The sequence below is a fragment of the Gardnerella sp. Marseille-Q9185 genome, assembly GCF_046508745.1.
Taxonomy (GTDB): domain Bacteria; phylum Actinomycetota; class Actinomycetes; order Actinomycetales; family Bifidobacteriaceae; genus Bifidobacterium; species Bifidobacterium greenwoodii.
This window is the reverse complement of record NZ_JBKFWK010000005.1, coordinates 1-25,820: the sequence shown is the minus strand read 5'-3', so window position 1 is coordinate 25,820 and position 25,820 is coordinate 1. Positions and strand designations below refer to the sequence as shown.

Genomic DNA, 25,820 nt, shown 5'->3' with positions numbered 1-25,820 from the left:
GTATGTCATGACTGGCACGACATCCACAAAGCGAGAAAGGCGCCAGAAGAAGACGTCAAATATAGAACGCTTTGCTCCTTCACCATATTCACTGAAAGAGGCTGCAGAGCACGCAGACATTCTTTCGTGGATTTCCGTTATTATCTTTGGTTTCGGCACTTTTGTTCGCAAACAATTCATTAAAGGCATTTTGTTCCTTTTGTGTGAAGCTGTTCTTTTTGGATTCTTATTCACAACCGGTGCAGAGTACCTTCCAAAAATTCTTACGCTTGGCACAAAAAAGCAAGGCAAGATTAAAGTCAATGGTTTCTGGCGTTATACTGCCGGAGATAATTCTGTAGAAATTTTGCTGTACAGCGTTATGGCGATTGCAGCAGTTATCGTGCTCATTTACTTAGCAACGCTATCTCTACGCAGCGCTTATAAGGCACAGGCTATTACAGCAAGCGGCCAAAAGCCAGTAAACTTTATTAAAGATGCTTCGTCTTTGCTAGACAGCAAAGCGCACATTGGTTTGATGACACTTCCAACCGCAGGTATTGTTCTCTTCACCATTTTGCCATTAATCTTCATGATTTCTATGGCATTCACCAGCTACGATAGGAATCACCCAGTTCTGTTTACTTGGACTGGATTAAACAACTTCTTCGCAATTGGTAACGCTAAGAGCTCTATTAACGCAGCTACATTCTTCGACGTTTTGCTGTGGACTCTTATTTGGGCATTCTTTGCAACATTCCTGAACTTCTTCTTCGGTATGTTTATTGCAATGATTATTAACCGCAAGTCCACTCGTCTTAAGGGATTATGGCGTACTTGCTTCTCTCTTACCATTGCAGTTCCACAGTTCGTGTCCTTGCTTGTTATGAACAACATGCTTCAGCGAAATGGTGCTATTAACAGCATCCTTCTGGAAAACCATTGGATTGCTCAACCTCTTCCATTCTTCCAGGATGTGACTTGGGCTCGCGTAACAGTTATTCTTATTAACCTTTGGGTTGGTATTCCATTCACGATTATGCAGATTACGGGTATTTTGCAGAATGTTCCTGCAGAACTTTACGAAGCTGCAGAGCTCGATGGTGCAAGTTGGTGGCAGCGTTTCATGAACGTCACTATGCCATACATCATCTTCGTGATGACTCCATACTTGATTACAACCTTCACTGGTAACATCAATAACTTCAACGTTATTTACCTCTTGTCTGGCGGCGAACCGACACCACTTGATTCTTCCGCAGGTAAGACAGATTTGCTTATTACTTGGCTCTACAAGTTGACAGTGGATCGCGGAGACTACAACATTGGTGCTGTTATCGGTATTATGACGTTCATTGTTCTAGCCGTCGTAGCACTTATTACGTATCGCAACTCTGGATCTTATAAGAACGAGGAGGGATTCCGGTGAGTAATAAAAATACCGCTATGCAGCAAGAACCTGTTGTACACAGCACTCGTAGCGTCTCTCTGTTTAAAGATCAACGTATACGAAGAATAATCGGAGATATTTTCTCCCACCTATTCTTGGCTGTACTGTCGATTATTTGGTTGATTCCAATTGTTTGGGTTTTCTTGGAAAGCTTCAACAAGAACGAATCCCCATTCCAGAAGACATTCTTCCCAACAGAGTATTCGTTCAATAACTATATTCGCTTGTTCACCGAGCGCGAAGCCTTGGACTTCCCGCGCATGTTCTTGAACACTTTGGTTGTGTCCATTTTCGTGTGCATTATTTCCTTGCTCTTCGTACTTGCCGTGTCGTTCTGCATGTCTCGCCTTCGCTTCCGCGGACGTAAGACATTCATGAATATTGCTTTGATTTTGGGCATGTTCCCAGGCATCATGGCAGTTATCGCTATCTACTTCATTTTGAAGGCTCTCGGTTTGACGAATGGTTCGGTTGTTCTAATCGCACTTATTATCGTCTACTCCGCAGGTAGCGGCGCCGGCTTCTACGTTATGAAGGGCTACATGGATACGATTCCAAAGTCTTTGGATGAAGCTGCTTACTTGGATGGTTGCACTACTTGGCAAGTCTTCTACAAGATTATCCTCCCAATCTGCAAGCCTATGATTGTGTTCCAGGCAATCACAAGCTTCTTGGGCCCATGGCTTGACTTCGTTATGGTTAAGACGATTGCCAACAGCCAGGACAACTACACTGTTGCTTTGGGCTTGTGGAAGATGCTTGATAGGGAATTTATTAGCCACTGGTTTGCGCGATTCTGCGCAGGCGCTGTGTGCGTTTCGATTCCTATTGCAATCCTGTTCATCATTATGCAGCGCTTCTACGAAGAGTCCATGTCTGGCTCCGTTAAGGGCTGATATTCTGCAAGTGATTTGTAGGATTTAAAAAAAAAGATGAAGGCCGAGGCGCTTTCGAGCGTTTCGGCCTTCTTTATTACGCAATTCAAAACATCAAAAAAAAAAAAATTAAAAAATTAAATAGTCGAGGTTAAAAATAATCTAAAATAACTTAAGCTACTCGCAGTTTGACTCAAAACGATACTGGTTACAAAACCTTACTGCATTAAGCCAAATGACGCTCGAATAAAGTTACGTACAAATAAAAATTCCAACTAATAAATTAAAAATAAGTAAATCGTAAAATTTAATATCACACTTAATTGCAAAACATACAGTAAGATAGTACTTACGAAATAACAAAATAAGAAGGATATTACACATGACGTTCCCATCTTCGGCAACCTGGCCAGTGTACGAAGGTCCTCTCGGTTTTACTTTGAACTCAAAGTCCACAACTTTCACCATGTGGGCTCCGACTGCACAAACTGTGACTTTAAGACTTTTTGAAACAGGCAATAACAGCGAGCCTACTCAAACACACGAGTTAAAACCGCTGCACGATGGCGCTTGGCGAGCTAATTTCCGCAAGCGCTTGGACGGCATATACTATGATTACCTCATCGCTTTTCCTGATGGCACTGTAAATCGCACAAGCGACCCTTGGGGTATTGCGAGTGGCGTAAACGGCGAGCGCAGCCTTGTTGTAGACGAAGAGCGCATATCTCCTGCCAATTGGCATAAAGATAAGTCTCCTAAGTTTGTGCGCCACGCAATGGTTGTTTGGGAAACGCATGTTGCTGACTTCAGCAGCAATCCTAATGGCGGTTTTAAGCCGGAACATCGCGGCCAGTATCTCGCTTTTACCGAAGAGCATACAACTTTACAAAACCCAGATTCTTCCGACTGCAACTTCCCTACCGGATTGGATTATTTAAAGAAGCTTGGCATTACTCACGTACAGCTCGAACCTATTTACGATTTTGCAACAGTTGACGAAGCTGCAATCGACAATGCGCGCAAAAATGGTGCTTCATCCGAAGAATTAGATTCTCTATACAACTGGGGTTACGACCCTCACGCTTATAACGTTCCAGAAGGTGCGTATTCCAGCAATCCTTACGATGGCACTGCACGCATACGCGAATGTAAAGCGATGATTGCGGCATTACATGCTAATGGTCAACGCGTAATTATGGATGTTGTGTACAACCACATGTATCGTTCCGCAGAAAATGCTTTTGAATGTGTTGCTCCTGGATACTTCTGCAGGCGTAACGCAGATGAATCATTCTCTAATGGTTCTGGATGCGGCAACGAAATGGCTTCTGAGCACCCTATGTTCCGCAGGTTTATTATTGAATCTTTGCTACATTGGGCACGCTGCTACCATATTGACGGATTCCGCTTCGATCTTATGGGTTTGACGGATACAGAAACTTTGAATCAGGCTCGCGCAGAACTAGATAATCTTCCTGGCGGCAAAGATATTGTTATGTATGGTGAACCTTGGGGCGCTTCAGACCCTGCTGCCGACGAAGCAATTTCTTTGGGAAATAAGGAAGGACGTCATACTCTTAACGAGCGCATTGGCTGGTTTAGCGACGAATCTCGCGATTCGCTTAAAGGCAATGTTATGAATCATCGCGACCGCGGCTATGTTAATGGCAACGAATTTTGGTGCTGCGATGCTGCTCGTCAAGCGTTGGACGCGTGGAGAGATACGCCTTCTGCAGGTAAAGACGTTGGCCAAATCGTTCAGTACACTTCTGCTCACGACGATTTAACTTTGTGGGATAAGCTTTGTATTTCTATGCGTGACAATGCTGGCGATTTTGAGTTTAACGCCCAAGACAAGCAGCAGGTTGCAGATATTTTGAACGCAAACATGTTTGCAGCAGGAATGGTTCTTTGCTCTGCTGGCATCCCATTTATGCTAAGTGGAGAAGAGTTTGGACGCACTAAGCACGGTTGCGATAATTCTTACAATCGCGGCGTTTTGCTAAATCAGCTTGATTGGGCGCGCGCTGAACAATTCAAGCCTTTAGTTAATTGGTATAAGGATCTTATTGCGCTTCGAGCAGAACACAGCGCATTGTACGACGGCAAGCGAAAGCAGCTTACTACATCTAATCGCACTGTTTTAGCTACTAGAATCGGCAATAATATTATTGTTTGCGCAAATCCTATGTATCATGAAGACGCAACTATTGAGTTACCAACAATTCACAGCACAAAGTCTAAGGGCTGGAATTGCATACTTAATTCAAACGATTATTATTCCGATTGGACAGGCTCTAAGCCTGAGTCTGACGCATTTATTGCAAATGAAGAAAATAATACTACTCTGCATTTGCCAAGACGCACTTTCGTAGTGCTTAGTGCTAAATAACTGCGTTTTAAAAAACTTACACCTGATATCGCAACGCTAATTTGCAAACGATATCAGGTGTTTATATAATTGACAAACAGAGCGTATTTCAATCCAGAGATGTATTGAGTGCACTCTACCGCCATAGTGGCACGTTTGGCACGCTTACGACGACGTTAGGGATGTGCCAGATTAATAGATAGAAGGAGCACCATGAGCAAAACAGCTAACGGCACAGCTGACACTGATAAGCCTATGGAAGAAAGCGCTGAGCGTCTTGCACGCCCGCTTATAAAACTTGCAAAAGCATGCGGTGTTGCCACTTTTTATATTGATCAGCAGGGAAGCTACACAGAGATTACAGACGAAGCATTGGTTGGAGTGCTTGACGCATTAGGGATGCCTGCTGACACTCAAGATAATATAGCGTCATCGTACAAGCGAGTGCAGTCTAAGAGAGCCAGTGAACTACTTCCTCCAACTGTAGTTTCATTTAACGGCACAAAAACTTGCGTACCAATTCACGCTGGGGGTTCTAAGCCGGAAGATATTAGACTTTCGCTTACGCTTGAAGACGGCACTGATTATGAAGGCAAATTAGGGAATATCCTAACGGAGGAAGACGGCGACCTATACACTGAACTTCCTGACGATTTGCCAATGGGATACCACACTTTGCACGCTCAAGTAACGAATAAAAACGGCGAAATTTCGCAGAATGCAGACGTTACATTGATTGCAGCCCCGGCACGCATTCCTCTTCCGGAAAGCGTAAAGAAGCAGCACCGTTGGGGCTTTATGACGCAAATGTATTCTGTGCGTTCTAAAGACTCTTGGGGAATTGGCGATTATGGCGATTTGCGTCGCCTACTTAAGGATGCTGGAGAAATCGGCAAAGCTGATTTTATGCTGATAAATCCAATTCATGCATGCGCTCCTGTAACTCCACTTGAGCCTTCGCCATACTTGCCTGAATCGCGTAGATTCTTGAATGTTACGTATATTCGTCCGCAAGATATTCCAGAATATGCTGAATTAAACGGAGAAGATCTTGCTAAAGTCGAGCAACTGCACGAGTCTATTGCTCCTCAAAACAATAATCCAAATCCTATGGATATTAACGCTGCTTGGGACGCTAAGCTTCCGGCTCTGCGTATAATCTTCAAGCAGCCTCGCTCTGCAGAACGCGAGCGCGAGTTTACTGAGTTTAAGCATCGCTCCGGTGAAGATCTTGATGCTTTTGCCACTTGGTGTGTTGCTTTTGAAGTTTGGGGCGCTCCTTGGGGAGAAAACTTGTGGTTTGACACTACTGGTAAAGGCACTCCGCAAATTGAACGACTTAAGCGCGAGCATGCTGATTTGTTTGAGTTCCATCGTTGGCTCCAGTGGATTGCGGACGAGCAGGTTGCTGCAGCTCACGCTGAAGCTAAGGCTGCAGGCATGGCGATTGGTCTTATGCAGGATATGGCTGTTGGTGTGCATGGTTATGGCGCTGACGTTTGGTGGAGTCCGGAACGATTTGCTAACGGCGTAAGCGTTGGCGCCCCTCCTGATTTCTACAACCAGCAGGGCCAGGATTGGGGTCAGCCTCCATTCGATCCAAATTACCTGGACGAAACAGGCTATATTGCTTACCGCGATATGGTTCATAACGTGTTCTTGCATGCTGGAGCTGCACGTATTGACCACGTTCTTGGGCTTTTCCGCCTGTGGTGGATTCCACAAGGCCAGGGAGCAAGAAACGGCGCATACGTGTACTACAACGTAGACGCAATGATTGCAGTTCTGACTATTGAAGCAACTCGCGCAGGCGGTGTTGTTATTGGCGAAGATTTGGGAACTGTACCGAAGTATGTTTCTAAAGTTCTTGCTTCTCACGGCGTGCTTGGCACTGTTGTTGAGTGGTTTACTCACGACGACGAAGCTGAAGCTGCTACTAAGAAGCTTGGAAAGAAGCAGATTATATTTGCTGATCCTTCTAAGTACCGCGAGTATGCACTTGCTTCTGTTACAACGCACGATATGCCGCCTACAGCGGGTTATCTTGCGTTTGAGCACGTAAAACTTCGCGAACAGCTTCACTTGCTTACGGATTCTGTAGAAACGTTCCTGGAGAACGCTCAAGCTGAACGCGATGCAATGATGAAGATGCTTCTTGAAGGCGGCTGGATTAGTAAAGAAGCTGCCGAGGATGTTGAAAATCACGTACAAGAGATTGTGGAAGCTATGCATGCGATTATGCTTACTTCCCCATCGCTGCTGCTGCAAGTTGCTTTGGTTGATGCTGTTGGCGAGCGCCGCTCTCAGAATCAGCCTGGCACTAGCACGGAGTATCCAAATTGGCGTATTCCGCTTGCTGATGCAGATGGTCGCGTAGTACACACTGATGAAGTATTTAAGTCGCCACGAGTGCTTTCTATGACAGCGGTTATGCGCGGCGAAAATACAAGGAAGTGAGTATAATTAAAACGTTGGTTTACTGAGAACCGACTCAATTCCCCGCAAGGAATATGGTTTGCATAGTAGCAAATTAAAATATTTCTTGCAATGATGTCCTATGTGAGGCGAGCGTCTACGATGATGCTCGCCTCATTAATTATTTGCATAAATCACTTCTTAATATACTTTGCGAAAACACGCTCCAACAAAGGCGTGTGAAGCATAATAGTCGATCCCCAACCAATGAATAATAGCAAAGGTAAGCCTTGCGGAAAGTAAATAACTGATGCAGCCACAAGACCTATAAAAATAGCGTCAACAATAATCATTCCAAGCGTTGCTTGCCAGTATGCAACGCTGAAAATAAAAGCATTCAGAATAGTTTTGCCAATAGAATTTTCAAAACGCGCTTGTAATGCGAAAACCCATTCTGCTATAAGAATCCAGATTATGCTTATTGCAAATTGCGGTATTAAAAGCGGTGGTATTCTAACTGCAATCCAAGCCCATAATATAAGAGCCAAAAATGGAGCCATTACAATCCAGATTACAGTTGATTTCAAAAAGTTGCTGGCAAATGCGCGGAAGTATGCAGAAGTCATGTGTCCTTCAGCATTTTCTACACGTCTTGCAGCGTCGTGCGCTGCGCTAACAGCTGCACCAATGGTGATTAAAGGTATGCTAGTAACAATCATAAGTATGGTAAGCCACACTGTATTAGCAAATGTTTCCATACCTTGCGCAAACTTTGAATCCGGGCTTCCAAACGAGAACATTTAATATATCTCCTTTACGTTTCTGTTTGCGCTATTTATAGCTGACTTACTAGCAATACTCTTACTAACAATACCCCTACCAACAATACAATGGTGGTGACTTACAAATCTTACGACCGTAGTCACCACCATTATTTTAACCACTTGAGATTTTGGAGGAGAAGAAATCTCAGCCTTTTACCGCACCTGACATAACGCCTTTGATAATATACTTCTGGCAGATGAGGTAGAAGATAATAATTGGAAGAATGGCAAGAACCAAGCAGCCCATCATGGCACCCATTTCAACGGAACCATAGCCACCCTTCAAATACTGAACTGCAATTGAAACCGTCTTGTACTTGTTCAAGTCCAAGGTAAGGTACGGAAGCAGGAAGTCGTTCCAAATCCACATAGTTTGCAGAATAGACACAGACACAATTGCTGGTCGCATAATTGGAATAATAATCTGGAAGAATATGCGCGGCACAGAAGCGCCATCAATCATTGCAGACTCTTCAAGTTCTTGTGGTATTCCCTTAATTACACCAGTGAAAATAAACACTGCAAGACCAGCGCCGAAGCCTAAGTAGATAATCCACAAGCCCCATGGAGTGTTCAATCCGAGCTTGTTAGTGATGTCGGAAAGAGTGAACATAACCATTTGGAATGGCACAATCATGTTAAATAGGAACAGCACGTAAAGCATTACAGCGAACCAATTGTTGACTCTAACAATCCACCATGCGCACATTGATGTGCAAAGCAGAATTAAAATCACAGCTCCAACGGTAATTACTATAGTCCACCAGAAGCTCATTATAAGATTCGTGCGCTCAATACCTAGGGAGTAGTTACCAAGCCCAATAAACGTTTTTGGATCAAAGCTAAAAGGCTCGCTAGCAATATAAATCTTCGACTTGAAGGAATTTATAAAAACTATAGCGATTGGGAAAATCCAAAGTAAGCTTACGACGGTAAAGAAGATTGTCCAAAGTACCGGATGCTTCATTTTCTCGTTCATGCCACTACCTCCTTAGACCTAGTAAGCATATTCTGAATCAAAGCAATAACAGCTACAATCACGAAGAACACAACTGCTTTTGCCTGACCAACGCCTTCACCATTTGTACGCCCGTAGAAAGTGTTGAAAATGTTCAAAGCCAACATTTCAGACTTATGAGAAGGCATACCGTTCGTCAAAGCCAAGTTCTGATCGAATAGCTTGAAACCGTTGGTAACTGTTAAGAATGTGCAAACAGTAATCGAAGGCATCATAAGAGGTATTGTAATCTTAAACAGCGTTTGCATCGGGGTTGCGCCATCAACTGCTGCAGCCTCAATAACATCTCCTGGAAGAGCTTGCAAACCAGCAATATAAATAATCATCATATAGCCGATTTGCTGCCAGCAAATAAGCAGAACCAATCCCCAGAAGCCATACACGGCAGAATATGTAATAGAACGGCCGAAGTATGCCAAAATACCATTAAGTACCAGCTGCCAAACATAGCCCAGCACAATGCCGCCAATAAGATTTGGCATAAAGAACACAGTGCGGAAAACGTTTGATCCACTGAACTTCTTAGTAAGCATATAGGCAATTGCAAAAGCAATTACGTTAATAAGAACAGTTGTTACAACAGTAAACGCTATAGTGAACATTAGCGAATGAAGGAAATGAGGATCCTTAAACGCCTTAACGTAATTACGAACGCCAATGAATTTACTATCCGTAACAGCATGGAATCTAGTAAAACTCAAATACACGCCCATAATAAACGGCACAACAAAACCAATAATAAAAGCCGCAAATGTTGGCAAAGCGAATAACGCCCACCATTTACGTATTGCTTTTCCGCTCATACTAATCATGACTCGTCACTTTCTCCTCCTTGAGTGCGACGTCACCATAGACGTCGATGTCCGAACCAATATCTTCATTCTACTACATGAATGAGCGATGTCAAACGTTGTCATTTTCTTGCAAAGAATTTATAACAAATTGCGATTCTATAATTAAAAAATTGCTTGCTATCATTGGCTTTTTAACAAAATCTGCTAAAATGGAAACGGTTGCAAACGTTTGTTTATTACGAACCACAAAAGTTCGTATCAAACAACCTACACGATGCCGTGTTAAAACGTTTGGTGTATGGGAATAAAGGAGTTCACATGCCGGCAAATATTCAAGATGTTGCAGATAAAGCACACGTGTCTGTTTCTACCGTGTCTCGTTCATTTACACGCCCAGATTTAGTTTCAGCTTCAACTCGCAACAAGGTATTGGAAATCGCAGAAAAGTTGAACTTTTCTATTTCCAAATCTGCAGCAGCATTAAAATCCGGCCGAACTTTGCGCATAGCTTTACTTGTAAGCGACCAAATCCGCCTATGGTTCAGCGCATCTATTATTCAAGGTCTTAACCAAGTATTTCACAGCGCAGGCTACGATTTATCTATTTTCCAGATTTCTAGTAGTGAAGAACGCAACGAATTTTTCACAATGCTTCCAACTAGACGAAACGCAGACGCTGTTGTTGTATGCTCTTTTGACGTAAACACTAACGAAATTGAGCAGCTTAAAACTACAGGAGTGCCTATTGTTGGCATAAATTGCTTGCATCCTAAGGACTGCGATTTTGATGCAACTATTAATATTGACGATGATCAAGGCGCGCGTCTTATGGCACGTCACTTGATTGGATTAGGGCATCACAATATTGCTTATGTTCGCACTACTCGCGATGTTTCACTACATTTCAGCGTTTTGCAACGTTATCATTCATTCATTGACGAGTGCAAAAAGAACGCACTTACGCCAATTGAAATTGTTGCTCCAGCTAATTTAGACAGAATAAGCGCTATAGTTTCTATGCTTCTTGGAAACGCAATAATGCCAACTGCTATTGCTTGCCAGGAAGACGGAATTGCAATACCTCTTATGTTCCAGCTTGCTCGTAGCGGTTATGCAACTCCTAGCGATGTATCAATTATTGGTTTTGACGATAGTTTTTACGCTCATGAAACTGGTTTAACTACTATTAGGCAAGATCCGGTTGAAATTGCGGCAACTGCAGCTAAAATAACACTTTCGCTTATAAACGGTCAGGAAGTTGACAATCCTTATAGAATTGTGCCAGCTCAACTTATTGTGCGCTCAAGCACAGCGGCTTTATTAAGCGAGTAAATATTTTATTTTATTTAAGCGAGTAGCTTTTTATAATTCCTACACACTATTTAAATAACAAAAATCCGCTAGGACTTAACACTAAACTGTGTCAGTATCCTAGCGGATTCGCTTACGTCACCTTTGCTTACTTACGTCAGAGGTGTAACGTTTATTAATTTATTTTAGATCACTCATCGTCTTCGTGAGCCTGAGCATATTCCTTAGCCCAGCCATCAACGAATGCGGTCTTGACCTTATCCCACTTGCCAGTGCCCTGAGCGTACTCAAGCAAAGCGGAACCAAGATCGTTCTTCCAGTTGTCAGATGGCATGACGGTGAAGTTCCAGCTTACTGGGGTCTTACCGGACTTTGCATCCTCAACAGCTGCCTGAGTCAATGGGTTGTCGGACTTAATGTCTGCGAAGCTCTTGAATGGAGTTGTGAAGCCCATCTGCTTGGACAAAGCATCCTTACCAGCATCGGAAGTAAGCAGCCACTTCAAGAAGTCCTTAGTAGCCTTCTTGTTTGCGTCAGAAGCCTTATCGTTGATGCACCAGTAATTCTCAGAACCGGTGGCCAAGCCCTGCTTCTCTTCGCCCTTAGCACCAATGTAAATTGGGAGCATGCCAAGATCTTCAGCCTTCATACCAGCCTTGGAGAGGTCACCCCAAGCCCAAGTACCATTCTGATAGAACACAGCCTTGTTCTGGGAGAATTCAGCGTTTGCATCTTCACCAGTCTTGGAGCTGAGCTGAGTTGCAGGAGTGGTGGAATCATTGATGTAGAGATCGAAGATCTTCTTGTAACCATCAAGGAACGTACCCTTAACCTTTGCAGGCTGCTTGGTAACGTGATCTTCCTTGAACTCGTAGTACAGAGGAAGATTTGCAAGGTGGGTCTTGAAGCGCCAGTCAGAGCTGGAATCGAAACCTGCAGAAGTAAATGCACCATCAACACCAAGATCTGCCTTATGCTTCTGAATGTCGTCAGCAACAGCCTTCAACTTGTCGAAGGAGTTGATTTCTTCAGCAGACTTAACCTTAGCATCCTTAAGCTCGGTGTACTTCTTGAGCAAAGCCTTGTTGTAAATCAAGCCGTAGGTTTCCATTGCGTATGGAACACCAACAACCTTATCTCCATCCTTAAGAGCAATATCCTTGTTCTGGAGCTGGTTGTAAAGCTCGGTATCCTTCAAATCAGCAGTGTAATCTTTCCAGCTTGCATAACCGACTGGACCGTTAATCTGGAAGAGTGTAGGAGCTTCGTCGCCCTTGCTGATTTCGCTCTTCAAAGACTGCTCGTATGTACCAGAAGCAGCGGTCTGAACCTTTACCTGAACGCCAGTCTTCTTGGTATATTCCTTAGCAACTTCCTTCCACTGGTTTGCAGCTTCTGGCTTGAAGTTCAGGAAGTAAACCTTGCCCTTCTCAGCGGCTTTTTCGCTGGAAGAGGAACCGCAAGCTGCGAGAGCGCCAAAAGCCATCGCTGAGCAAGCTACCAGTGCAATTGTTGACTTAATCGTACGATTCATCATCGAACCTTTCTCGTATGCCGACAATCCCTTCATTGGACTGCCACACCACTAGGTGTCCTTATCGACAATACTTATTATGCCTCAAATATTTGAATATTGCAAACGATGGCATAACCTAAATTAACGCGTGTCGCCATAAAAACTGCACATAATAATATCTTTAATGAAATTGGCAGGTATTTTTGAAAATAATTAAAGGGATTACGCAACAATTTAGTAAACGATTGCGCAACCCCTTGAGGATTATAGTTCAAAACAAATTATTTAATTAAGCTAACTACGCCCATGAGCAATCTTATATTCCTTAGCCCAGCCGTTAACAAACGCGGATTTAAGAGTATCCCACGCCTTTTCAGCGCCAATAGAAGTCATACCGTCTTTTGTCGCTTGAGCGTATGTAAGCAGATCAGAGCCAACATCGTCTTTCCAACCGTTAGATGGCATAGTAAGAAACACCCACTTAACAGGCACTTTGCCTGGCTTAGCAGTGTACTCAACAGCGGCCTGAACAAGAGGATTTTCTGCTTTAGGGAAACCTATGAAAGGAGTAGCAAAACCCATCTTATTAGCTAAAGCATCCTTACCATAATTTGAAGTAAGTAACCAACTAAGGAAGGCATTAGTAGCCTGCTGATTCTTTTTTGAAGCCTTTTTATTAATGCACCAATAGTTTTCAGAACCGGTAGCCATGCCTTGCTTCTCTTCGCCCCTAGCACCAATGTAAATTGGGAGCATGCCAACATCGGCAGGCTTTATGCCAGCTTTTGAAAGATCACCCCAAGCCCAAGTACCATTCTGGTAGAACACAGCTTTACCAAGAGCAAACTCATAAACAGCATCCTCACCAGTTTTAGTGCTTAACTGACTTACAGGAGTTGTGGAATCAGAAATATAAAGGTCAAAAATCTTCCTGAAATTATCAACATAGTCGTAATTAATTGACTGAGGCTGACCATTAACGTTATTCTTAACGAATTGATAATACAAAGGCATATTTGCAAGATGCGTCTTAAAACGCCAGTCTGAGCTCAAATCAAAACCTGCAGACGCAAAAGCACCGTCAATCCCAAGCTCATCCTTGCGCTTTTGCAAATCGTCTGCAACAGCCTTCAACTTACCGAAAGAAGTTATTTGATCTTCAAAAGATTTTCCGTCTTCTTCCGGCTTCAACTTTGCATCTTTAAGATCCGCATACCTAGCAAGCAAAGCCTTGTTGTAAATCAAGCCGTAATTTTCAGTAACATATGGCACAGCAACCGGCTTACCGTTATCCATAAAAGCAAGATTTTTATTGCTAAGTTGCGTATAAAGAGGAGAATTAGTTAAATCAGCAGTGTAATCCTTCCAGTTAGCGTAGCCAACAGGACCGTTAATCTGGAATAACGTAGGCATGTCATCTGGCTTATTTGCATTTTTCTCTACTTCAGTTTTAAGTCTCTTTTCATACTGACCACCAGTTGGTGTAACTATGCTTACTGTAACACCAGTTTCATCCTTGTACTTTCTAGCAACTTCTTCCCATGCAGCAGTAGCTTCAGGCTTCAAATTGAAGAAAATAACCTTCCCATTAGCAGACCTATCGGTATTTGCGCCAAAAGACTTAGAAAAACCAAAAGCAGTAAACGCGCAAGCCGCCAAAACAGCGCAAACCACTAGCGCAATAATCGACTTAACTGAACGACTCATCATCGAACCTTTCCACACACTGCTAATCTCTTACGAACTAACTAATTACTGCTATTGAATACTGAATAAATCACAATAGTGAGCTAATATTACAGCAAACGCGAGACTCAAATATATAAATATCTTTGCAAAAAAAAATTTGCGCAAATCGCAATAAAATATCTGAAAATATCTGAAATTCTAAACTGTATTTCAGCAATTCCAATGCACAATCACATTGTCGCCTTTGTACTCGCCCAAAACAGAATAATGCGCAGTATCCATACGAAGAAGTCGCGCAAATTCAGGATTTACTCCAAGCCAGCGAGTAGTTAGTATGCGCAAAACATGAGCATGCGCAACCACAAGCACATTTTTACCCTGCTTAAGTTTAGGCATTGCAGCATCAATAACGCTTTGCGTGCGCTCTGCAACTTCTTGCAAAGTTTCACCAGACGTACGGTGCACTGAAACATTTTCGCCATTTGGCAAAGTTTCTTTAGCATCAGTAATCATATGCGCAGGAAGTGCTTTAGGGCCGTGCTTCCACACATCCCAAGCCTCAACTCCACTTAATTCAGCAATATCAGCGCGCGTGCGACCTTCTGCTGCCCCATAATCCCACTCAACAACCCCTTCACACAAAGTATATGGAGAATATCCAGCGCCCTGAGCTGTTTGCTGCGCGCGACGAAGCGGGCTAACAAGCACACAATCTGTATTAAAACCTTTCGGAAATTCCTTACGCAAACGCTCCCCAGCTTCTTTTGCTTGTTCAACACCAACTTCAGTAAGCGGCAAATCTGTGCGCCCAGTGTGTTGACCGGACACACTCCAAGCTGTTTGGCCGTGACGAAGCAGCACTAAACGTCCAAGTTCTTCACACTTTTCATCATTCGATTCTTGAGTGCCATTAGTTTGCATAGCTTCACATTCCTTTAGCGCGCCAAGTACCCTTCTATCGCGCCGGGCGCCGCACAGCACGACTTATTTTTACGTAAACAATTCTCAAAATGCATCCACACTGCTGCAAATCAAGATTACTGTTCTATGTTACCGCCAAAATTGGTATTTCGTTACCACTAACATAGAAAATATGACGCAATTATCATCGGCAAATAATAAATTCGCTCGCAATCATCGCGCAGCTCAAGCTACAGTACAGCGACTTAATGCAGCAAATCATAAGATTGATGTGCTTCGCGAGCGCCGATTAAAAAACCCAAATACTTTAGGAGATTCGTTGCTTAAAGCCGCGCTTCCGTCTTTTGCAACGTTTATTGCCGGGCAAATTGCGCACGTAATATGGAAAAAACATGTTGATACTAAGAAAATCAATTTAAACTCTAATAATCGTTCTAACAATCTTTCTAAAGAAAAAATTGCGCAAAAGCAACGTGTTAAGCAAGAAGAGCCGTTGCTAATGTCTATTGGTTTTGCAGTATTTTCTGCGATTCTTACTACGATTGTTGGTCGCTTAGTAAGCAGCGGAACCTTATCTTATATTGCGCGAAGGCAAAGAAAGCGCCAATTTAGAAAAAATAAATTCTGATTTTGAACAAATGAACTGAGAATGCAGAAATAAGAAAAAGAAAAATAAGATAAGGGATAAAAGCAACGTGCAAAACTTACGCCATAACGAAACTATTGATACTTTACTAAACCGCCGCTCTATTCGCGCTTTTTGCAACGAAGCAATTGACGAAGATACAGTCGCAACTCTTGAAACCGTAGCCCAGCGAGCCGCTTGCAGCCAGTTTTTGAACGACTGGTCAGCGATTAAAATTACGGATAACTCAATTAAGCAGAAGCTTTCCGAAATCGGCAATCAAACATATATTGCCACTGCTCCGCTGTTGTACGTTTTTATTATCGACCAACACAGAAACGCTGCAATCGCGCAAAAAAATGGCATCGACGCCAGCAGCGACGACTTCATGCTTAAAACTCGTTACCGCTTTACTCAAGCACAAAATGACGTTATTTTAGCCCTTCATGCCATGGAAACTGCCGCGGAATCTTTGGGACTTGGTTGCGTAATTCTTGGTTCAATTTTGAACAGTAGAACTCAGCTTATTGATATTTTGAATTTGCCTGAATACACGTACCCTGTGCTCGGCTTGGCAATTGGTAAGCCTGCGCAAAATCCGGAATTAAAGCCGCGAATGAGCACTAACATGCAGATTTTTGAAAACACTTACCCTGCTGACGACGCTGAATTATTAGAAAATCTTGCTGATTTCGACAATCGCGTGCATCAATATTACGATTTGCGAAACGCTAGCCGACCAGTTGATGCTTTTAGTGCGCAAATTGTTGCGTTAGCAACTGATAATAGCGCTAAAAAGCATGAGGCAGAGGATGTTGAGCAAGTTGCAAGGCAAGGTTTTAACGTTGCGTAATTAGCTCCGCCTTAACTTAGCACCACTTTAACTTAGCGCCGTCTTGGCTTGTATCCACGCTTTCTAGATTTAGGCTTCGTACTTGCAGACGGCGAGCGCATATCGGAATACATGCGATCTACCGGATTCTTATGCGTCAAATGCCAGCATCCGCAATATTCGCAAGCATAAACCCACAACTGTGTTCCGCGCTCTCGTAAACTTTGCTCCGCTGCCATAAGAGCCTGCCCTTTATTCTTATACATGATTTTTTGGGTAGATTCGCAGCGCCTCGGAGTAAAGAAATACATAGCCTTTATGGTATCAAACCGCTTAACAGAGCTTATACAAGACGTACGCAATAGCGTAAATCACGCATTATTCCTAAACTTAAGCCACAAAACACATTCACGAAAGTTCAAAATAAATTCAATTTCTTATACTTTAGTTCAATTTTTCTACTATTTTTCGTCATTTTTTGAAAAATTACTATACAAAAACAATTTCAGCTACTATTATTGGGCAAATAATTCAATTTAATACTTATATTTTGAACTTTATTGTGAACTTGTTCAATTTATAAATGCTGGTTTTACGAGAAAGACAGATTATGGCACAGAATTTTGCTGACGAGCTTAAGAAAGCTATGAAACGCAAGGGATACAAGCAGATTGACGTAATCGAGCTTGCATCAAAAAACGGCCATAAACTTGGCAAAAGCCAGTTAAGCCAGTATTTAAGCGGCAAAACTGAGCCTCGCAAAGACGTACGTAACATGCTTGCTGAAATTCTTGGAATCAGCGGCGACGGAATCAAAGGCGGTCATTCTTGTGCAAAAATCGAGCAAAACTGCCAGTCTGCAGAAGAATCACAATTAAATCATCCACAGCTTACAGAAGCTGAACTTTCACAAACACTCAAACATAGAAACTTCAACAAATCCACAAAACTCGAACACGTGCTTTACGACGTTCGCGGTCCTGTTGTTGAAGAAGCAAACCGCATGGAAGCAAATGGAACGCATATTTTAAAGCTCAACATTGGAAATCCTGCGCCTTTTGGCTTCCGCGCTCCAGACGAGGTAATTTACGACATGCAGCAGCAGCTTATTGACTGCGAAGGCTACTCGGATAGTCGCGGACTTTTCTCTGCGCGCAAAGCAATTATGCAATACGACCAGCTCAAGGGCATTCCAGGCGTGCAAATGGAAGATATTTACACTGGCAACGGTGTTTCCGAGCTGATTAACCTTTCTATGCAAGCGCTGCTTGATTGCGGCGACGAGATTCTTATACCAAGCCCAGATTATCCGTTGTGGACTGCGTGCGCGAGCTTGGCCGGCGGCACTCCTGTGCACTACATGTGTGACGAAAAGTCGCATTGGTACCCGGATATTGCCGACATTCGCTCTAAAATCACGCCTCGCACTAAAGCAATCGTGATTATTAACCCAAATAATCCTACGGGCGTGCTGTATAGTCGCGAAGTTTTGGAAGAGATTGTTAAGATTGCGCGCGAGTTTAATCTGATTATTTTTGCGGACGAGATTTACGACCGTCTTGTTATGGACGGCAAGAAGCATATTTCGATTGCTTCTCTTGCTCCAGACGTGTTCTGCGTAACTTTTAGCGGACTTTCTAAGTCGCATATGATTGCTGGCTTCCGCATTGGTTGGATGAGCCTTTCGGGAGATAAATCCAAGGCTCGCGACTACATTATGGGACTTAACATGCTGTCTAATATGCGTTTGTGCTCGAACGTTCCTGCGCAATCGATTATTCAGACTGCTTTGGGCGGATACCAGAGCGTTGAAAAGTATTTGGAGCCGGGTGGGCGCGTGTACGAGCAGCGCGAGTATTGCTATAACGCGCTTCAGGAGATGGACGGCGTAAGCGTTGAGCGGCCAGACGCTGCTTTCTACATGTTTGTAAAGCTTGATCCTGCTCGCTACAACATTCACGACGACGAACAGTTTGCGCTTGATTTGCTTCGCGATCAAAAGTTGCTGATTGTGCATGGAAAAGGCTTTAATTGGCAGACTCCAGGCTACTTCCGCGTAGTCTACTTGCCGCGCTTGCAAACACTCCGCGACGCAATGAGCAAACTCTCTAGCTTCCTCTCCTACTATCGCCAGTAGCCGCAACCCCTGCCTATAAACTGCAACAAAACACTCATTTCGCTCACAGTCCATAAAAAGGTGTAAATAAAGGTGTACATATCAAAAGACACATATCATTCTTAATATGAAAGAAAGAAAAGTAAGAAGAGTAAGCAATGAGCGCTGTAGCACGAGTACGATCGGGTTTGATTATATCCGTTTTATCGCTTAATGCTTTTCTTTTAACGAGCTGTAGATTTGGCGTAAGTCTATATCTTTTAATACATGTCGACTTATCTCACGCAGCGCTTAACGCAGTGTCCGTAGCACTTATGACCTGCGTAGCAGCACCGCTTGGCGGCATTATTGCAGATAAATATCCACCAACTAGATTGTTTATAGCTCTAACGTTTTGTTTTGCCTTGTTGTGTACTGGATACGGTTTCGCTTTAGTAGCACAGCATAATCTTATTGCTATTACGGTTACACTACTCGGCATAATATTCGGGTTCTTTACTGCATTTTCTTCGCCTAATCAAAAAGTATTAATGGCATATAGCGCACCAACTGGCGAAAAAACCAAGTTTTTGGCAAGCATGCGTATGTGGATTAATCTCAGCAGGCTTGCTGCACCTGCGATTACTGGCATATTTGTTGATATATGTAATCCGCTCATTTTCTTTACGAGCATTGCTATTGTGATGATACTAGCGGCGCTACCTCTACTGTTAGTTAATCTAAACCAGCAAGCACAAAATAGCTCAAACAATACGAAGACAGGAAGCAATAAAACTGCTGGTTTTGCAGCTTCTCTACACTATATGAAATCTACACCATGGTTAATAGTCTTAGGAGTAGTATCAGCATTACAATCTGGATCATGGCTTGCTGCATTCAGACTAATGGGAGCACACCATTGTCTCACACTTTTTCATTCGGCATCCACGTGGGGGTCAATAGTCAGCATATTTAACATTGGCATGATTGTAGGTTCGCTATTATGCAAATATATTGTGCTACATTATGAGATTTTATACTCTATTTTATTACCTGGGTTCCTTTCTATTCCTTTACTTATTTTCGCACTTAATAATTGGATTGCTCTTTTTCTTTGCTCTGCTTTCATTGCAGGTATTATTTTTGACGCCACTATTGTCTATGGGCAAACAGCTCTTCTCGATGGCATACCAACACACATTCTCGGCGCAACTACTACTTTTACTTCTATTATGGAGCAATGCGGCATTATCGTAGGGTATGCAAGCGTACTAGCATGGGGAAATCTAAATTCATCATTATTCATAATGATTGCTTCTGGCGTAATACTTGTTTCAACAGGTATAGCCTTATGGATTATTCAAGCTCGTAAACAAACATACCCATCAATGCTTACCAAAGATTATTGGACACCATCAGCATGGGTAAAAAGAATCATATAACAAGCTATTTAGTGCGAAAGCACAATAAAGCTATGCAAATGCAATTACATCACAGGACAATTAGTTTGCACATCCTGTTGGAATCCTGACGGATCTCCTAGTTTTGCTTTACGCATATGCTCTTTGAAAAAGTTTCGCGTTGCATCATCACAACGGTCTGGACCCATAAACGGCATGCTAGGCACTTTTTCGAGCTCATGCAAAGCTTTACTTGCCGCTTGCTCATCACTAGCATACGTGTCTAACCATTGCCGTTCCCAAGCACACTGATAATAATTAGATGCTTGCGTATCACCATATCCACTCTGGAACTGGCTGTCTTTTTCTTCTCCAACCAAGTTTGCAGGAGCTTTATATTTTTCAGGCCAACTAAGCTTTGCCACAGATTCCTGATACTCCTTCTCTATATGAGCAAAATCAACAGTCTCTCTAGACGAACTATTTTGCGAGCGCGCACCATCCACACCACTCGCATTATTGTTGCCTATTCCTCCACACGCATTAAGCATAAGAAGCGCACTAAGCACACCAACAATAAGAGTTGCTTTACCAATAGTATGATTATTCATTATTCCTTCTTTCTTATTTTTTGAAAATTAACGCAATGCTAATGCTGGTTGTAAACGCGATGCTTTTATTGCCGGCACCACACTTCCAGCAAGTGCTGTGATAAAAGCCGCAATAACAGCTCCAATAGCGGCTTCATATGGGTAAACTGGCGGACTAACTGGGCTTGCTGCATCCCAAAAACTTGATGCTATAGACACAAGACCAAAAGAAACAGCAACAGCAGCAATCGAAACTATCAGCGCTAAAATAATCGCACTGCCTAACACGAGTGAAGCAATCGACCATCTAGTAGCACCCAAAGCTCTGCGTATAAGCAGTTCATGCGTGCGCTGCTCCAACGATGCTAAACCAATATTGATTAAACCTAACGCGGAAACAAAAAGCAATAATGCTGCTACGATAGCAAAACTTAATTGCAATACTATTATCACATTCTCGTAATCATCACTATTATCATGTCTTCTAATTTCGTTTACTTGCCCACCACAACAGTCATAAAGAGTATCTGAAACATAAGATTTAATTGATTTTTGAGAACGATTTTCTTTATTTAACCAGTAGATTGAACCCTGAGCTTCTTTTCCAGAATATTCCCAAAGAGTTGGAGCATAACGTAACAAGCCTAGAATATTCACATATATTTTTGCCGAGTCTACGCCATCATTCACAACTCCAACAATCCTTATAGGACTCATTTGTGTTGTTTTGCGAGAAGTAATAAACGCTACTTCACCAATCTTGTATCTTTTGCTAGCAGATTGGTTTACTACCATTTCTAATGCGTTGCTTTTATTGCTATTACTAAACCATCTTCCACTTACAATAGGTAAGTTATAAACTCTGTTGTATCCTGCCGTAGTGTAAACAGCATCAACATATTGAAGATTGCCAGTCTTATATTCTTCGCTTATTTTTACACTCTTCAAAGCTGGCATAGAAGCGCTAAACAGTAGTCCAGTGTTTGGTTGTAGCATAACGTTAGCATTACGGTTTGCGGATTCAATGCGATTTAAGAATTTGTCAAATACTGAATATTCGTCAAAATTTTGTGCTGAAAAAGTAATCTCGTATGTTGGTCTACGACCGTTTAGCTGCTCGTTAGTTGCAATAAGATAGCCCTTACCAACCGTGCCAATAAGCACTGACGCAATAACGGCAATGATGCCTATAAACATTGAAAAACCTGTAAGGAAGGATCTCATAGGAGACAGGCGCAAATCTTTAAGCAGCATGATCATAAAGAACACCGCCTTCCATAGTAAAAATGTGAGAGCAAGAACGAGCCACTTTCATATCATGAGTGACTAATAGTAATGTTGTTCCAGATTCTTGAACACGATCATGCAACACTTGAAGCACTTTTTCTCCCGTACTACTATCGAGCGCACCAGTTGGCTCATCGCAAATAAGTAATTCGGGATTAGTAACGAGAGCACGCGCAATCGCGACTCTCTGCTGTTCACCGCCTGATAGACTTCCAGGGTATTCATTTAGTTTATCTTGCAATCCAACAGCACATAATGCTTCTTCTATCGTTTTTCTTCTTGTCTGCTTGCTTTGTTGTAGACCTGCATACAAAAGCGGCAACTCAACATTTTCTCTAATGCTTAAATGCTTAATAAGCGAATAGTTTTGAAAAACAAAACCAATATTTCGAGCGCGCATATGCGATACTGTATTATCACTACACTTTTGGATTGACTTGCCAGAATAATAGTATTTTCCAGTAAAATTTTTATTCAAAAATCCAATAATAGAAATAAGACTCGTTTTGCCGGAACCAGACCTGCCAACTACCGCGTATGTTTCACCTTGATTAAGTAACATAGACGTAGAGTTGACAGTGGTAAGCCATTCGCCATTGCCTAGTTTTACACGCGCTGACACGTCTTGTAGTTCAACCAGTGGAACAGGATTGTTTCCCATAATCATTGCACTCCTGGAATGAGATCAGGAGAAACACCTGCTACAACATCACCCTCATGCAAACCAGACGTAATTTCAATATTAGCGCCGTCACTGATTCCAAGACCAACTTCTTTACTCTCCCAATTATCGCCTTTCTTGTATGAGACTAAGCCTTTTTGAACTCTTCCAGCAACCGCACTAACAGGCAGAGTTAAAACCGATTGTTTATGCTTGCCATTAAAAACAAGCGTCGCATTTTGGCCTGATTCTACTTCTGCGCTTTTATCTATTAAACACGTTAAAACTTTTGACGATACACTAGGTGCACTTTGCGCACTCGACTCATCTGTTTGAGTTGAATCAGCATTATCATTCTTGCCACTACCCGAAGCTGCAACATCGGTAGAAGTTCCACCGCTTTGTACTATTTGCAAACAATTGGTTGGTCCAACACCGTCTTCAACTTGGAAGCGACCTTTAACATCTGTAATATCCGAAGAACGAAGTAAAGCTTTTGCATTAAGGCTTATTGAAAAACCTTCATATTTAAGAGTGAATAGCGGGAAAGATTTAGGCACGTCCGCAGATGATTCAGCTACTGACACAACTTTAGCGTCTACGGGAGCAATAATTTTGTTACCAGCATTGTAGCCTAGAACACTTCCAGCTTTTACAACACTTCCTGCTTTTACCGATGGAGAAAAATTCCCTCTACTTACAGCAGTGATAACAAAGGTAGACGATTGTTCTATTGCTGCTTTACCCGACACAACTTGTGTTAAAGGCTGTTTTTTGACTGAAACAAGTGGAACTGAATCATGTGATGCCTGCTGCTGACTATTATCAACTGCTCTACCAGAGCACGCAGTAAGCAAACACACTGGCAGAGCAGCGAACAAGAATACTTTCGTAAACTTACGCATAACACAAAGCTCCTTACTCTCCAAACTCGTAAACGCATAGGATGCGTCGAAACAAGCCTCTCAAACTGATCCAAAATAAATAAAGGGCTCGGTAATGCTGCAATTAACGCTTTTATGATTACCACTTTATTTAGAATTTCAGCTTTTGGTTAATAGCTTATAATCGCCGTAAAGAGTTTGCATCACACTAAATGATGATTTTATTTATGATTTTTGGAGCTTGCATAATACCAGAGAATGATTTATTTTGCATAGAGTTTATACACTACCGAGCGACTTACTTGCGCATAGCCTCAACCACATTGTGATTAAATCACTAAGCTTTAAGCGAACTTATTCGCTGCGGAGTAACCCCCGTAAGCTCCAAGCAACTACCTTTATACAATCTGCTTTGTAAAGGTTTTCCTAGACAAGATATTCATCATACAAATTCAAGTATTATTATTACTTAAATAATGCTTTTCTAAAGGAGCAGTATGATAGCAAAGCGTATTACTGTTGGCATTGTTGATGATGATTGTTTTTGTCTACACGGCCTAAAAACATATATTGAACAGGTTGTTCCGTCCTGCAATATTTGCTGGTTATCCGCGCACGCCGATCAAGCAATTCAGTTTTGTCAAAATCAATGCCCAGACGTGCTGCTAATTGACATGTATATGTCTGGGGTTTCGGGAATTAAAATATTATACGAATTGCGAAGAAGATACTCACTCCCAATAATAATTGCTATAACTTCATTCCCTATCAACGATTATGCTTTAAAAGCATCAACAGCAGGCGCGCAAGGCATTGTTGGAAAGAACCACCCAGAAACTATTTGCGCCATGCTTAGCAGTATTGCCCATGGCACGTTCAAGCCACAAATAATAGGCGATTTTCATTTTGACGACACGACGACAGCATTTCAACGTTTGCAAAATAAGCCAAAAAATGGACGCCTTGCTTTAACGGATCATGAGACTGAAATTGTAAAGTTGTGCAGTAAAGGAATGACTAATGCGCAAATCGCTAAACGTTTATTTGTTGAAACTTGTACTGTGGAAACTATCCTTCGTCGCGTGTTCAAAAAATTGAATGTGACAAATCGTTCACAACTTATTACCACATGGCTGCATGATGAATATTTAGGAAATGATACACAATGATTATTTTCTTAATGCGTCGTTTGCGAGAAAAGATTATTGACAATAAAACATTTTTACTATTGGGATGTTTGTCGAGCGCAATGGATGCATATATTTACTCAAATAGCGACAATAGCACAATACAACTTGTCATAGTTTACATGATTCTTGCTGCTATAAATTTGTTTCTTTGCTTGCTCCCGCATTTTATGAGCATGTGCTATATTTTTGTACACCTCAGCATTCTTGTTATTCCTAGTCTGAATCTTCCACCAGTAACTTTCGGGCTCATCATATCATTTGTTTTTATTTCGTATTTATATCCGATTCAATTTACACTACCTTTATTCTTAGTAATAGATGCATTACACTACGTTGCATACCGATACTTATCAACTTTGTCTTTCAAGTATCTTATTGCTTACCTTTTAATAAATATATTTTGCGTTTGCACTGGTATTATTTTGCGCATTTCTCACCAAAAAATGGTTCTTTATGAAAAAGATAAGCAAACAATTAATAATCTTCATCTGGCTGTGCGAATGCACGATAGATTAACTAATAAGATTGCAGATATTGCACTACAAAGTAAAATAGCATTACTTGACAAGTCTATTTCTAAAAAACAGCGAAGTGCTATTGAGGCAATAAATGATTTGGCAGATCAGGCTTTTGAAGAAGGTCATAATATTATCGACATTCTACGTGGAAATACTGCTAAGCAAGATGCTCGAAGCGAGTTTATTCAGCACATTGAAGATACACTACAAATGAACGACTCAATCAATACATCTTGTGGATTAAAAGGAAGATCCATATGCAATATATCTAGTAACGATATTCCTGAAAATATTAACGATGAAATCATCTGTGAAGTTATTGAATTAATCGAAGAACTATATTTGAACATGCGAAAATATGCTTCTTTAGTTTATTACATCAGAATTTCGATACGTAAAAAACAAATTGTTATAAAACAGTTCAATGTTCGATTTTTGGACAGGAAAAGTAAAGATGCAATTCGTTCAGTATCTCAAAAAGGACTTCTGCTTCATCGCGATACCATAAAGCATTTAGGCGGTTCACTCTATTTTCGAGCCTTTGGTAAGTATTGGGAATGTAATGCAGTTATACC

General features: G+C 41.9%; 22 protein-coding genes. 11 read left to right on the top strand and 11 right to left on the bottom strand.

Annotated elements, in window-relative coordinates:
- Positions 1 to 7: 7 nt before the first annotated feature.
- From ACLD5M_RS05005 to malQ, 4 genes are all read left to right on the top strand, one after another.
- Positions 8 to 1,408, top strand: coding sequence for a carbohydrate ABC transporter permease (locus tag ACLD5M_RS05005; RefSeq protein ID WP_246906248.1), 1,401 nt, complete (start codon positions 8 to 10; stop codon positions 1,406 to 1,408).
- Positions 1,405 to 2,325, top strand: a complete 921-nt coding sequence (locus ACLD5M_RS05000; protein ID WP_004129320.1) for a sugar ABC transporter permease — start codon at positions 1,405 to 1,407, stop codon at positions 2,323 to 2,325. Before ACLD5M_RS05005 ends, ACLD5M_RS05000 begins: the two co-directional genes overlap by 4 nt.
- Before the next feature lie 361 nt (positions 2,326 to 2,686).
- A complete protein-coding gene (gene pulA, locus ACLD5M_RS04995) occupies positions 2,687 to 4,696 on the top strand; it encodes a type I pullulanase (protein WP_410314720.1) in 2,010 nt (669 codons plus the stop codon).
- 192 nt (positions 4,697 to 4,888) lie between these two features.
- Complete coding sequence (malQ, locus tag ACLD5M_RS04990) at positions 4,889 to 7,132, top strand: 4-alpha-glucanotransferase (RefSeq protein WP_004137100.1); 2,244 nt, start codon at positions 4,889 to 4,891, stop codon at positions 7,130 to 7,132.
- Positions 7,133 to 7,284: 152 nt separating this feature from the next.
- Here the strand turns inward: malQ and ACLD5M_RS04985 are convergent, their stop codons facing one another.
- The 3 genes from ACLD5M_RS04985 to ACLD5M_RS04975 form a co-directional block, all read right to left on the bottom strand.
- Entirely contained in the window at positions 7,285 to 7,890 is a 606-nt protein-coding gene (locus tag ACLD5M_RS04985) for a DUF624 domain-containing protein (RefSeq protein WP_004137098.1), read from the bottom strand.
- Between the two features lie 169 nt (positions 7,891 to 8,059).
- Positions 8,060 to 8,893 (bottom strand): carbohydrate ABC transporter permease, encoded by an 834-nt coding sequence (locus ACLD5M_RS04980; RefSeq protein ID WP_308582622.1) that lies wholly within the window; start codon positions 8,891 to 8,893, stop codon positions 8,060 to 8,062.
- Positions 8,890 to 9,744, bottom strand: a complete 855-nt coding sequence (locus ACLD5M_RS04975) for a carbohydrate ABC transporter permease (RefSeq protein WP_116794466.1) — start codon at positions 9,742 to 9,744, stop codon at positions 8,890 to 8,892. The genes ACLD5M_RS04980 and ACLD5M_RS04975 overlap by 4 nt, the downstream gene beginning before the upstream one ends.
- Before the next feature lie 300 nt (positions 9,745 to 10,044).
- On the opposite strand from ACLD5M_RS04975, the gene ACLD5M_RS04970 reads away from it, so the two are divergent.
- Positions 10,045 to 11,058, top strand: coding sequence for a LacI family DNA-binding transcriptional regulator (locus ACLD5M_RS04970; RefSeq protein ID WP_410314719.1), 1,014 nt, complete (start codon positions 10,045 to 10,047; stop codon positions 11,056 to 11,058).
- 169 nt (positions 11,059 to 11,227) lie between these two features.
- Here ACLD5M_RS04970 and ACLD5M_RS04965 read toward each other — a convergent pair whose 3' ends face one another.
- The 3 genes from ACLD5M_RS04965 to ACLD5M_RS04955 all read right to left on the bottom strand — a co-directional run bounded on the left by ACLD5M_RS04965 (position 11,228) and on the right by ACLD5M_RS04955 (position 15,163).
- Positions 11,228 to 12,574 (bottom strand): ABC transporter substrate-binding protein, encoded by a 1,347-nt coding sequence (locus tag ACLD5M_RS04965; protein ID WP_032841747.1) that lies wholly within the window; start codon positions 12,572 to 12,574, stop codon positions 11,228 to 11,230.
- Positions 12,575 to 12,847: 273 nt separating this feature from the next.
- Positions 12,848 to 14,263, bottom strand: coding sequence for an ABC transporter substrate-binding protein (locus ACLD5M_RS04960; protein ID WP_410314718.1), 1,416 nt, complete (start codon positions 14,261 to 14,263; stop codon positions 12,848 to 12,850).
- Between the two features lie 189 nt (positions 14,264 to 14,452).
- Positions 14,453 to 15,163 (bottom strand): histidine phosphatase family protein, encoded by a 711-nt coding sequence (locus ACLD5M_RS04955; protein WP_410314717.1) that lies wholly within the window; start codon positions 15,161 to 15,163, stop codon positions 14,453 to 14,455.
- A 172-nt stretch (positions 15,164 to 15,335) separates the two neighbouring features.
- Here ACLD5M_RS04955 and ACLD5M_RS04950 point away from each other — a divergent pair, with 172 nt between their 5' ends.
- Together ACLD5M_RS04950 and ACLD5M_RS04945 are read left to right on the top strand one after the other, a co-directional pair.
- Positions 15,336 to 15,791: a DUF4235 domain-containing protein gene (locus tag ACLD5M_RS04950; RefSeq protein ID WP_410314716.1), complete on the top strand. Its 456-nt coding sequence runs from the start codon at positions 15,336 to 15,338 to the stop codon at positions 15,789 to 15,791.
- 67 nt (positions 15,792 to 15,858) lie between these two features.
- Positions 15,859 to 16,641, top strand: coding sequence for a nitroreductase family protein (locus ACLD5M_RS04945; protein ID WP_410314715.1), 783 nt, complete (start codon positions 15,859 to 15,861; stop codon positions 16,639 to 16,641).
- A 32-nt stretch (positions 16,642 to 16,673) separates the two neighbouring features.
- Here ACLD5M_RS04945 and ACLD5M_RS04940 read toward each other — a convergent pair whose 3' ends face one another.
- Complete coding sequence (locus tag ACLD5M_RS04940; RefSeq protein ID WP_080550914.1) at positions 16,674 to 16,931, bottom strand: hypothetical protein; 258 nt, start codon at positions 16,929 to 16,931, stop codon at positions 16,674 to 16,676.
- A gap of 299 nt (positions 16,932 to 17,230) precedes the next feature.
- On the opposite strand from ACLD5M_RS04940, the gene ACLD5M_RS04935 reads away from it, so the two are divergent.
- Together ACLD5M_RS04935 and ACLD5M_RS04930 are read left to right on the top strand one after the other, a co-directional pair.
- A complete protein-coding gene (locus tag ACLD5M_RS04935) occupies positions 17,231 to 18,757 on the top strand; it encodes an aminotransferase class I/II-fold pyridoxal phosphate-dependent enzyme (RefSeq protein WP_308582945.1) in 1,527 nt (508 codons plus the stop codon).
- Between the two features lie 137 nt (positions 18,758 to 18,894).
- A complete protein-coding gene (locus ACLD5M_RS04930) occupies positions 18,895 to 20,157 on the top strand; it encodes an MFS transporter (protein WP_410314714.1) in 1,263 nt (420 codons plus the stop codon).
- Positions 20,158 to 20,201: 44 nt separating this feature from the next.
- Here ACLD5M_RS04930 and ACLD5M_RS04925 read toward each other — a convergent pair whose 3' ends face one another.
- From ACLD5M_RS04925 to ACLD5M_RS04910, 4 genes are read right to left on the bottom strand one after another with little or no spacing between them, the layout of a single operon-like run.
- Positions 20,202 to 20,726 carry a hypothetical protein gene (locus tag ACLD5M_RS04925; RefSeq protein WP_410314713.1) on the bottom strand — a complete coding sequence of 175 codons (525 nt, stop codon included), beginning with the start codon at positions 20,724 to 20,726 and terminating at the stop codon, positions 20,202 to 20,204.
- A gap of 27 nt (positions 20,727 to 20,753) precedes the next feature.
- On the bottom strand, positions 20,754 to 21,965 hold the full coding sequence (locus ACLD5M_RS04920; RefSeq protein ID WP_410314712.1) for an ABC transporter permease: 1,212 nt from the start codon (positions 21,963 to 21,965) through the stop codon (positions 20,754 to 20,756).
- Positions 21,949 to 22,659, bottom strand: a complete 711-nt coding sequence (locus tag ACLD5M_RS04915; RefSeq protein ID WP_410314711.1) for an ABC transporter ATP-binding protein — start codon at positions 22,657 to 22,659, stop codon at positions 21,949 to 21,951. Before ACLD5M_RS04915 ends, ACLD5M_RS04920 begins: the two co-directional genes overlap by 17 nt.
- Entirely contained in the window at positions 22,656 to 23,558 is a 903-nt protein-coding gene (locus ACLD5M_RS04910; protein ID WP_410314710.1) for an efflux RND transporter periplasmic adaptor subunit, read from the bottom strand. The genes ACLD5M_RS04915 and ACLD5M_RS04910 overlap by 4 nt, the downstream gene beginning before the upstream one ends.
- Before the next feature lie 476 nt (positions 23,559 to 24,034).
- Here ACLD5M_RS04910 and ACLD5M_RS04905 point away from each other — a divergent pair, with 476 nt between their 5' ends.
- Together ACLD5M_RS04905 and ACLD5M_RS04900 are read left to right on the top strand one after the other, a co-directional pair.
- Positions 24,035 to 24,706, top strand: coding sequence for a response regulator transcription factor (locus ACLD5M_RS04905; protein WP_004137067.1), 672 nt, complete (start codon positions 24,035 to 24,037; stop codon positions 24,704 to 24,706).
- The coding region (locus ACLD5M_RS04900) for a histidine kinase (RefSeq protein WP_410314709.1) at positions 24,703 to 25,820 on the top strand (1,118 nt) is incomplete at its 3' end. The genes ACLD5M_RS04905 and ACLD5M_RS04900, both read left to right, overlap by 4 nt.